2 protein-coding genes are annotated in these 11,647 nt (G+C 75.7%); both read right to left on the bottom strand.

Features of this window, described 5'->3' with window-relative positions:
• On the bottom strand, positions 1–1,450 hold a 1,450-nt coding region (locus DVH02_RS02025; protein ID WP_199566135.1), incomplete at its 3' end, for a type I polyketide synthase.
• Positions 1,451–1,486: 36 nt separating this feature from the next.
• On the bottom strand, positions 1,487–11,644 hold the full coding sequence (locus DVH02_RS02020; protein WP_114621914.1) for a type I polyketide synthase: 10,158 nt from the start codon (positions 11,642–11,644) through the stop codon (positions 1,487–1,489).
• Between the last annotated feature and the right edge of the window lie 3 nt (positions 11,645–11,647).

Below are 11,647 nucleotides of genomic sequence, written 5' to 3'. Positions count from 1 at the left end.
GACCGCCCCCGCCGCGCGGGCGGGGGGTGTCGTCCGTCCCGGGTGCGGTGGGGGCGTCCCGCTCGGCGGGCGGGGCCTGCTCCAGGATGATGTGGGCGTTGGTGCCGCTGACGCCGAAGGAGGACACGCCCGCGCGGCGGGGGCGGTCGGCGACGGCGGGCCAGGAGCGGGCCTCGGTGAGCAGTTCGATGTTTCCGGCGGACCAGTCGACGTGCCGGCTGGGCCGGTCGACGTGGAGGGTCGCGGGCAGTCGGCCCGCGCGCAGCGCGAGGACCGTCTTGATGATGCCGGCGACCCCGGCGGCGGCCTGGGTGTGGCCGATGTTGGACTTCACCGAGCCGAGCAGCAGGGGCCGGTCCGCGGGCCGGTCCTGCCCGTAGGTGGCGAGCAGGGCCTGGGCCTCGATGGGGTCGCCGAGGGTGGTGCCGGTGCCGTGCGCCTCGACGGCGTCCACGTCGCCGGGGGCGAGCCGCGCGCTCTTGAGGGCCTGCCAGATGACGCGTTCCTGGGAGGGGCCGTTGGGGGCGGTCAGGCCGTTGGACGCCCCGTCCTGGTTGACGGCCGAGCCGCGCAGGACGGCGAGGACGGGGTGTCCGTTGCGGCGGGCGTCCGAGAGCCTCTCCACGACGAGGACTCCGGCGCCCTCGCCCCAGGCGGTGCCGTCCGCGGCGTCGGCGAAGGCGCGGCAGCGGCCGTCGGGCGACAGGCCGCGCTGGCGGCTGAACTCCAGGAAGACCGTGGGCGTCGACATGACGGTGACGCCGCCGGCCAGCGCGAGGTCGCACTCCCCCGTGCGCAGGGCCTGCGCCGCCAGGTGGAGGGTGACCAGCGAGGAGGAGCAGGCGGTGTCGACGGAGACGGCGGGGCCCTCCAGGCCGAGGGTGTAGGAGATGCGGCCGGACAGCACGCTGGGCGAGTTGCCGACTCCGTCGTCGCCCGCGTTGTCGGAGAGGCTGAGCAGGGTGGTGTAGTCCTGGAGGTTGGTGCCGGAGAACACACCGGTACGGCTGCCGCGCAGGGTGAGCGGGTCGATCCCGGCGCGTTCCAGCGCCTCCCAGCAGATCTCCAGCAGGATCCGCTGCTGCGGGTCGGTGCCGACGGCCTCGCGCGGCGAGATGCCGAAGAACGCGGCGTCGAAGTCGCCGACGCGGTCGATGAATCCACCGGTGCGGGTGTAGCTGCGGCCGGGCGTGCCGGGCGTCGGGTCGTACAGGGAGTCGGTGTCCCAGCCTCGGTCCCGGGGCCACTCGGTCATGGCGTGGTCGCCGTCGTCGAGCAGGCGCCACAGGTCGTCGGGGTCGCTGACGCCTCCGGGGAAGCGGCAGCCCATCGCGACGATGGCCACGGGTTCGGTCAGGTGTGCCTCGGCGGCGGCCAGGCGCCGGCGCGTCTGATGGAGGTCGGCCGTGACCTTCTTCAGGTAGCCGAGGAGCTTGTCCTCATCGCTCATGTGTTCTCACCCGTTCTGAGGTCTGTGGCTGTTCCATCAGGAGATACCGAGGTCGTTCTCGATGAAGTCGAAGATCTCGCTCGCTCCGGCGGACTCGATCCGGTCGCTGACGTCGTCACCGCCGGTGGCGGGGGCGGCGACCGTGGCGGCGGTACGTCCGAAGTGCCCGAGCAGCGACTGCAGTCGAGCACCGATGCGGTCGCGTCGGGTGTCGTCCTGTTCCAGAGCGGCCAGGGCCGCTTCCAGGGAGTCCAGCCCGGCGAGGATGGCGGCGGCGCCGTCGGTGTCGTCGGAGAGCCGGCCGCGCAGATACCCGGCGAGCGCCGTGGCGCTCGGCTGGTCGAACAGCAGTGTGGCGGGCAGGGCGAGGCCGGTGGCGACGCCGATCCTGTTGCGCAGTTCGACGGCCATCAGCGAGTCGAATCCGAGGGCGTTGAACGCGGTCGTCGCGCCGACGCGGTCGGTGCCGGTGTGGCCGAGGACCGTGGCGGCCTCGGTGCGCACCAGGGCGGTCAGCGTGCGCTCGCGCTCGGCGGTGGTCTGTGCGGCGAGCCGTTCACGCAGGGCCCTCGGGGCGTCCGCGGTCTCCTCGCGGCGGGTGAGCAGGTCGCGGACCTCGGGCAGGCCGGTCAGCAGCGGGCTGGGGCGGGAGGTGGTGAAGCCGGGCGCGAAGCGGGCCCAGTCGATGTCGGCGACGACGAGGACGGCGTCGGCGCGCGCGGCGGCCCGGCCGAGGACGTCGACCGCCCGCTCGGGGTCGAGCGGTTCGATGCCGCCGCGCCGCATGCGGTTCTCGCTGTCGGCGTCGGCGGTGGCCATGCCGCCGCCGCCCCACGGTCCCCAGGCCACCGACACGGCGGGCAGTCCGGCGGCCCTGCGCCGTTCGGCCAGGGCGTCCAGATAGGCGTTGGCCGCCGCGTAGTTGGCCTGGCCGATGGTGCCGAGGGTGCCGGAGACGGACGAGTACAGGACGAACGCGGTGAGTTCGCGCTCACGTGTCAGCTCGTCCAGATGGCGGGCGGCCGCCAGCTTGGGACGCAGGACGCGGTCCAGGGCCGCGGGGTCCATCCGGTCCAGGAGCCGGTCGTCGAGCACGCCCGCGGCGTGTACGACGGCGTCGACGGGGTGTTCGGCGAGGAGCGCGGCGAGCGCGTCGCGGTCGGCGATGTCGCAGGCGGCGAGGACGAGTTCGGTGCCGGAGTCGGCGAGCAGGTCCTTGAGACGGGCCGCGCCGTCGGATCCCGCGCCCGAGCGGCTGACGGCCACGATGCGGGTGGCGTCGTGCGCGGCGAGCCAGGCGGCGGTGCGCAGGCCGAGCGCGCCGGTGGCCCCGGTGAGCAGGACGGTGCCCGACCAGTCGGGCGCGGGTGCCTGGGGCGCGCCGGCGGGGACGCGTTCGAGGCGGCGCAGGAAGGTGCCGGCCGGGCGTACGGCGGTCTGGTCCTCGCCGGTGTGGCCGCCCAGGACGGCGGCCAGCCGCCGGGCGGTGTCGGCCGTGACGGCGGCGTCGGTTCCGGCGGGCAGGTCCACCAGGCCGCCCCAGAGCTGCGGGTGTTCGAGTGCGGCGGTGCGGCCCAGGCCCCACACGGCGGCCTGTTCGGGTGCGGCGGGTGCCTCCGTCCCGAGCACGCCCGCGGCGCCCGCGGTGAGTGTCCACAGCCGCACCGCCGCGGTGCCCGCCGCGCCGTCGGCGAGCGCCTGGACGAGCGCCGTGGTGGCGGCGAGACCGGCCGGTACGGCGTCGAGTCCGGGCAGCGCGTCGGTGTCGGCCGCGAGCAGGGACAGCACGCCGGTCCACGGCCCCTCGTCGTCCCGGCACAGATCCGTGAGCGCGGCCGCCAGGTTCGCGCGGTCGGCGGTGGCGCAGTCGACGGGCAGGACACGGACGCGGGCGCCGTGCGCCGTGAGCGCGTCGGCGACGGAGAGCGCCCAGGGGCCGCCGTCGAGGCGGGTGGGCACGGCGAGGATCCAGCCGCCGGTGAGGGTGGCGGTGGCCTCCGCGGCGGGCTGCCACACCACACGGTGTTCCCAGCGTTGGACGCGGGCCTCGCCGCGGACCTCGCCGCGCCAGGCGGCGAGCGCGGGCAGTACGGCGCTGAGCGGGGCGTCGGTGCCGACGGCGAGGCGGTCGGCGAGGGCGGTGGGGTCCGCGGCTTCGACGAGGTCCCAGAAGGCGGCGTCGCTGTCCGCGGCGGGGGCCGGTGCGGACGCCTCCAGCCAGAAGCGCTCGCGCTGGAAGGCGTAGGTCGGCAGGGACACGCGCCGGGTTTCGGCGTCGGCGGGCACGGCCGGTACGTCGCCGAGTCCGTGCGCGTGGAGCGTGGCGGCTGCGAGCAGCGCGGAGCGGCCCTCGGGCAGGTCACGGCGGGCCAGCGGGACGGCGGTGATCGCTTCGCCCGCGCCGAGGCCGTTGCCGACCAGGGTGGTGAGGGTGGCGTCGGGGCCGAGTTCGAGGCAGTGGGTGACGCCGTTCTCCTCCAGTGTGCGGACCGTGTCGGCGAAGCGGACGGCCCCGCGGACGTGGCGCACCCAGTACTCGGGGGTGAGCAGGTCGTCACCGGTCGCGAGGGCGCCCGACAGGTTGGACACGACGGGAACGGTCGGGGTGTGGAAGACGACGCGGGCGGCGACGGCGCGGAAGTCGTCGAGCATGGCGTCCATCAGGGGCGAGTGGAAGGCGTGGCTGACCTTCAGGCGCCGGGTCCTGCGGCCGCGTGCGGCGAATTCGGCGGCGATCGCCTCGACGTCCTCGGTGTGGCCGGAGACGACCACGGAGACGGGTCCGTTGACGGCGGCGACGGCGACCCGGTCGGTACGGTCCGCCAGCAGGGGCCCGACCTCCTCCTCGGTCGCCTCCAGGGCGGCCATGGCGCCGCCTTCCGGCAGGTTCTGCATGAGCCGGCCCCGTGCGCCGACCAGGGCGCAGGCGTCGGCCAGGCCGAAGACTCCGGAGACGTGCGCCGCGGTCAGTTCGCCGATCGAGTGCCCGGCGAGCACATCGGCCCGTACGCCCCAGGACGTGGCGAGGGCGTGGGCGGCGGTGCCGTGGGCGAAGAGGGCGGCCTGTGTGTAGGCGGTGCGGTCGAGCAGGGCCGCCTCGGGGCTGTCCGCGGCGGCGAGGACGACGTCGCGCAGCGCGGGTCCTTCGAGGTGGCGGTCGAGTTCGGCGCACACGTCGTCGAAGGTCCGCGCGTAGACGGGGTGGGCCTCGTACAGGTCGCGGCCCATGCCGGGGCGCTGGGCGCCCTGGCCGCTGAACAGGACGGCGAGCCGCCCGCCGTCGGCGGTGCCGGTGGCGGTACGGGCGTCCGGCTCGCCGGAGGCGACGGCGGCGAGCCCGGCGAGCAGTTCGTCGCGGTCGGCGGCGACGACGACGGCGCGCGACGGCTGCGGGTGGCGGGTGACGGCGAGGGCGCGGGCCAGGTCGCGGGGGTCGTCGTCGTGGTGCAGCAGATGGGTGCGCAGCCGGGCCGCCTGGGCGCGCAGCGCGTCAGGGGTGTGTCCGGAGACGGGGTACACGCGGGGCGCGGCGGCGGGGGCCGGACGCTCGGCGGCGGGCTCGGCGGCGGGGGGTTCTTCGAGGACGACGTGGGCGTTGCTGCCGCTGATGCCGAAGGAGGAGACGCCCGCGCGGCGCGGCCGGTCGCTCCTGGCCGGCCAGGGCCTGGCCTCGGTGAGCAGTTCGATGGTGCCGCTGGACCAGTCGATGTGCGGGGAGGGCTCGTCCACGTGCAGGGTGCGCGGCAGTTCGCCGTGGCGCATGGCCATGACCATCTTGATGATGCCCGCGGGGCCCGCGGCGGCCTGGGTGTGCCCGAAGTTGGACTTGGCGGAGCCCAGCAGCAGGGGTTCGCCCTCGGGGCGGGCGCGGCCGTAGGTGGCGAACAGTGCCTGTGCCTCGATGGGGTCGCCGAGGGAGGTGCCGGTGCCGTGCGCCTCGACGGCGTCGACGTCGGCCGCGGTGATTCCCGCCGAGGCCAGCGCCTGGCGGATGACGCGTTCCTGGGAGGGGCCGTTGGGGGCGGTCAGGCCGTTGGAGGCGCCGTCCTGGTTGGTCGCCGAGGCGCGGACCACGGCGAGGACGGGGTGGCCGGCGCGGCGCGCGTCGGAGAGGCGTTCCAGCAGGAGCATGCCGACGCCCTCGGCGAAGCTGGTGCCGTCGGCGGCGGCGGCGAACGCCTTGCAGCGGCCGTCGGCGGCCAGCCCGTTCTGGGCGGTGAACTCGGTGTAGGTGCCGGGGGTGGCCATGACCGTGATGCCGCCCGCCAGCGCCATGGAGCACTCGCCCTGGCGCAGGGCGTGGGCGGCGAGGTGCAGGGAGACCAGGCCGGAGGAGCAGGCGGTGTCGACCGTCATGGTCGGCCCCTCCAGGCCGAAGGTGTAGGCGATGCGGCCGGACAGGACGCTGCCGGAGACACCGAGTCCGAGGTAGCCCTCCATCCCTTCGGGGATCTCGGTCAGGCCGGAGCCGTAACCCGATCCCATGGCGCCGACGTAGACGCCGGTGGCGGTGGAGCGCAGGGACAGCGGATCGATCCCGGCGCGCTCGAAGACCTCCCAGGAGGTCTCCAGCAGCAGCCGCTGCTGGGGGTCCATGGCGAGTGCCTCGCGGGGGGCGATGCCGAACAGGGAGGCGTCGAAGTGTGTGGCGCCGTAGAGGAATCCGGCCTCCATGCCGGTCAGCCGGTCCAGGTCCCAGCCGCGGTCGGTGGGGAAGGCACCGATGGCGTCGCCGCCTTCGGACACGAACCGCCACAGGTCCTCGGGCGAGGTGACACCGCCGGGGTACTGGCAGGCCATGGCGACGATGACCACCGGGTCGTCGTCGGCGACGGCGGTCCGGGTGGCGGCGGCCTCCTGCGTGATGCCGGTGAGTTCGCGGGTCAGGTGGCCCGCGAGCACGCTGGGGCGGGGGTGGTCGAAGACGAGTGTGGCCGGCAGCCGCAGTCCCGTCTCGGCGTTGAGGCGGTTGCGCAGGTCGACCGAGGTGAGGGAGTCGAAACCGAGGTCCTTGAAGGACTGTTCGCCGTCGACGGCGTCGGCCGAGCCGTGTCCGAGTGCGGCGGCGGCGTGCCGGCGCACCACGTCGAGCAGGAGGCGCTCCTGTTCGGACACGGACCGCCCGGACAGGCTGCGGCCCAGTGCGGAGGCGTCCGCGTCGGAGGACTTGGCGGTGCGCCGGGTCTGTCCCGGAACGAGGCCGTGCAGCAGGGCGGGCAGCCGTCCGGCGGAGGCGGCGGAGCGCAGCGCGGCCGGATCGGTGCGCAGCGGTGCGAGGAACGGCTCGCCGGTGGCGAGGGCCTCGTCGAGCAGCCGCAGCGCGGGGCCGGGTGCCAGGGCGGGCAGCCCGGAGGCCGCGATGCGGCGCCGGTCCTCGTCGCTGAGGCCGCCGGTCATGCCGCTGTCGTGGTCCACCAGGGTCCAGGCCAGCGAGGTGGCGGGCAGCCCGGCGGCGCGCCGGTGGTGGGCGAGGGCGTCCAGGACGGTGTTGGCGGCGGCGTAGTTGGCCTGACCGGCGCCGCCGAGCAGGCCGGAGGCGGAGGAGAACAGGACGAAGGCGGTGAGGTCGGCTTCCCGGGTCACCGTGTGCAGGGCGAGCGCGGCGTCCGCCTTGGCGCGCAGCACGGTGGCGAGCCGGTCGGGGGTGAGCGAGCCGAGAACGCCGTCGTCGAGGATGCCCGCGGTGTGCACCACGGCGCGCAGCGGCCGGTCGGCGGGGAGTGTGCCCAGCAGGGCGGCCAGCGCGTCGGCGTCGGCGGCGTCGCACGCCTCGACGCGTACCGCGGCTCCGTGAGCGGCGAGTTCGTCCGCCAGCTCGCGGGCGCCCGGGGCGGCGGTGCCGCGCCGGGAGACGAGCAGCAGGGAGCGCACCGCGTGGGTGGTGACCAGGTGGCGGGCGACCAGCGCGCCGAGCGCGCCGGTGCCGCCGGTGATCAGGACCGTGCCTTCGGTGTCCCAGCCGGGCTCCCGGTCGGCCGGGGCGGAGGTACGGGCCAGCGCCGGGGTGAGCAGCGCTCCTTCGCGCAGCGCGAGTTGGGCGGCCCCGGTGCTGACGGCCGCGGCGAGGGCGGCGCGCGAGGCGTCGGTGTCGTCGAGGTCGGCGAGGACGAGGCGGCCGGGGTTCTCGGTCTGGGCCGAGCGGACCAGCCCCCAGACGGCGGCGGCGGACAGGTCGGTGACGTCCTCGCCGTCGGCCGCGCTCACGGCGCCGCGCGTGACGATCACGAGCGGGGCGCCGTCGGTGCGCGGGTCGGCGAGCAGGGTCCGCAGGTCGCTCAGGGCGCGGCCGGAGATCCCGGCGGGGGTCTCACCGGCGGTGGAGGCGTAGGGCAGGACCGCGACCTCGGGGGCGGCGGCGGCGTCGAGTGCGGGCCAGGCGGGGACCAGGCCCGCCGGATCGTCGCCCGCGAGGCGCCAGCCGTCGGTGTCCGGGGCGGCGGGCAGGGCGGCGGCGCTCCAGCGCACCGCGTACAGCGCGCCGTCGGCGGGGCGGGAGAGGTGCGGGGTGCCGCGTCCGACCGGGCGGCTGACGAGGGAGTCGACGGTGGCGACGGGGTGCCCGGTGCCGTCGGCGAGGTGCAGGCTGATGGCGCCGGAGGGGGCGCGGTCCAGGCGGACGCGGAGTTCGGTGGCTCCGACGGCGTGCAGCGTGACGCCGCTGAACGCGAACGGCATGCCCACCTCGGCCTGTTCGCCGCCGTCGCCGCCTTCGCCCCGACCGGCGAGCTGGGCGTGCAGGGCGGCGTCCAGCAGGGCGGGGTGCAGGCCGAACCGGGCGGCGTCGCGGTGCTGGTCCTCGGGGAGGACGACCTCCGCGTACCAGGTGTCGCCGGAGCGCCAGGCGGCGCGCAGCCCTTGGAAGGCGGGGCCGTACCGGTAGCCCTGGGCGTCGAGGGCCTCGTAGAAGCCGTCCAGCGGGATGGCGCGGGCCTGCGCGGGCGGCCAGGCGACGGGCTCGGCCTCGGGCGCGGCGGGCGCCTGCGCGAGGACGGCGGTGGCGTGCCGGGTCCATGGGCTGTCGTCGTCCGCGTCGGCCCGGGAGTGCACGGCGACGGGGCGGCGGCCCGCGGTGTCGGGGGCGCCGAGGACGATCTGGAGCTGGACGCCGGTGGCGTCCGGGAGGACGAGCGGTGCTTCGAGGGTGAGGTCGTCGAGCAGGCCGCAGCCGACCTCGTCGCCTGCGCGCAGGACGAGTTCGACGAACGCGGTGCCCGGGAGCAGCACGGTGCCGGACACCGCGTGGTCGGCGAGCCAGGGCTGGGTGCGGTGGGACAGCCGCCCGGTGAGCAGCACCCGGTCGTCGTCGGCGACGCGTACGACGGCCCCGAGCAGCGGGTGTCCCGCTCCGGTGAGCCCGGCGCCGGTGACGTCGCCCGTGGCGACGGCGGGGAGCAGCCAGTAGCGGTCCTGTGCGAACGCGTAGGTGGGCAGGTCGACGCGCGGGTCGGCGGGGTCGCTGCCGAGCAGGGCGGTCAGGTCGACGGAGGCTCCGTGGACGTGGGCGGCGGCGACGGCGGCGAGCAGGGTCCGCGGCTCGGGGTGGTCCTTGCGCAGCACGGGTGCGCAGAGCCGGTCGGCGCCGTCGTCGGGCAGGGCGGCGCGGGCCAGTGCGGTGAGGGTGGTGTCGGGGCCGAGTTCCAGATAGCGGGTGACGCCGTGGGTGGCGAGCCAGTCGACGCCGTCGGCGAAGCGGACGGCGTGGCGCAGGTGGCGCACCCAGTAGTCGGCGGAGGCCAGTTCTTCGGCGGTGGCGGGGCGTCCGGTGAGGTTGGAGATGACGGTGAGGCGCGGGGGGTGCGCGGTGACGCTCGCCGCGACCTCGCGGAAGGCGTCCAGGACACCGTCCATGCGCGCCGAGTGGAAGGCGTGCGAGACGCGCAGTTCGCGGGTGGTGCGGCCGCGGGCGGCGAGCGCCGAGGCGACGGCCTCGACGGCGGCCGTGTCGCCGGAGATCACGGTGGCGCGCGGGCCGTTGACGGCGGCGATCGACACGGCGTCGCCGTGTGCGGCGAGCAGCGCGGTCACCTCGTCCTCGGTGGCCTCGACGGAGACCATGGCGCCGCCGCGCGGCAGCTCCCGCATCAGCCGCCCCCGGGCGGCGACGAGCCGGCAGGCGTCGGGCAGCGACCACACTCCGGCGATGTGCGCGGCGGACAGTTCGCCCAGCGAGTGGCCGAGGAGGTACTTGGGCGTGACGCCCCATGATTCGAGCAGGCGGTAGAGGGAGACCTCGACGGCGAACAGGGCGGGCTGGGCGAGGCCGGTCTCCCGCAGCGCCTCGTCGTCCGGGGCGCTGTCGAAGACGGCTTCCTTGAGGTCCAGGCCGAGTTCGGGGTCGAGGTGGGCGCACACCTCGTCGAAGGCACGGGCGAAGGCGGGGAACGCCTCGTACAGCTCCCGGCCCATGCCGGGGCGCTGGGCGCCCTGGCCGGAGAAGAGGAAGGCGGTCGCGCCGCGCAGGGTACGGCCGGTGACGAGGGCCGGGTGGTCCTCTCCTTCGGCGAGGGCGCGCAGGGCGTCGCGTACGGCGGTGGTGTCGGCCGCGAGGACGACGGCCCGGTGTTCGAAGGACTGCCGGGTGCGGGCGAGGGCGCGGGCGGTGACGTGCGGGTCGTCCGCCGGGTGGGCGTCGATGTGCTCGCCGAGGCGGGCGGCCTGGGCGCGCAGGGTCTGGGCGCCGCGCGCGGACAGCGGCCAGAGCGCCAGCGGCAGCCGGGCGTCGGGCGCGGGGGCCAGGGGGGTGGAGGTGTTGTCGGGCCGGTCGGTCTCACCGGCCCCGCCCGCCTCGCCGCTCTCGGCGGTCTCCTCCGGTGCGGCTTCCAGGATGGTGTGCGCGTTGGTGCCGCTGATGCCGAAGGCGGAGACGGCGGCGCGGCGCGGACGGTCCCCGGTGAGGGGCCAGTCGGTGGCCTCGGTGAGCAGCTGGACGTGTCCGGCGTCCCAGTCGACGTGCGTGGTCGGCCGGTCCACGTGCAGGGTGCGGGGCAGCCGCCCGTGCTGGAGCGCCATCACCGTCTTGATGACGCCCGCGGCACCGGCCGCCGCCTGGGTGTGGCCGATGTTCGACTTCAACGAGCTGAGGTAGAGGGGGCGTTCGGCGTCCTTGGCGCGGCCGTAGGTGGCCAGCAGGGCCTGCGCCTCGATGGGGTCGCCGAGGCTGGTGCCGGTGCCGTGCGCCTCGACGGCGTCGATGTCCGCCGCGCTGATCCCGGCGCTGGCGAGTGCCTGTTCGATGACGCGCTGCTGGGCGGGCCCGTTGGGCGCGGTCAGGCCGTTGGACGCGCCGTCCTGGTTGACGGCCGAGCCGCGGACCACGGCGAGCACCGGGTGTCCGTTGCGGCGGGCGTCGGAGAGACGCTCCACCAGCAGCAGGCCCACGCCTTCGGACCAGCTGGTGCCGTCGGCGGCTTCGGCGAACGCCTTGCAGCGTCCGTCCCGGGCGAGTCCGCGCTGCCTGCTGAACTCGAACAGCAGGCTCGGGGTGGCCATCACGGCGACGCCACCGGCCAGGGCGAGGTCGCACTCGCCCGACCGCAGCGCCTGCACGGCCCAGTGGAGGGCGACCAGGGAGGAGGAGCAGGCGGTGTCGAGGGTGACCGAAGGGCCTTCCAGGCCCAGGACGTAGGAGATGCGGCCGGAGGCGACGGCGGTCGCGTTGCCGGTGAGCATCATTCCCTGGACGTCCTCGGGCGCCTCGACATCGCCCTGGCCGTAGCCGAAGGTCGTGGCTCCCACGAACACGCCGGTGGAGCTGCCGCGCAGGGTCTGGGGCCGGATACCGGCGCGCTCCAGCAGCTCCCACGACGCCTCCAGCAGGATCCGCTGCTGCGGGTCGGTGGCGAGGGCCTCGCGGGGGCTCATGCCGAAGAAGGCGGCGTCGAAGGAGGCGGCGTCGCGCAGGTAGCCGCCCTCCTGGGTGGCCAGCTTGCCGGGCTCGTCGGAGTCGGGGTCGTAGCGGCCCTCGACGTCCCAGCCGCGGTCGTCGGGGAGGGGGCCGATGGCGTCCCTGCCCTCGTCGACAAGTCGCCACAGGTCCTCGGGCGAACGGATGTCGCCGGGGAAGCGGCAGCTCATCGCGGTGATGGCGATCGGCTCCTGGCTGCGGTACTCGACCTCGCGCAGCCTGCGGCGGGTCTGGCGGAGTTCGCCCGTGACCCGCTTGAGGTACTCCACGTACTTGTCGTCGTCAGCCACGAG

Source organism: Streptomyces corynorhini (assembly GCF_003346515.1).
Classification (GTDB): Bacteria; Actinomycetota; Actinomycetes; order Streptomycetales; family Streptomycetaceae; genus Streptomyces; species Streptomyces corynorhini.
Note: the sequence above shows the minus strand (reverse complement) of the source record. Positions and strands in the feature narration are given on the sequence as shown.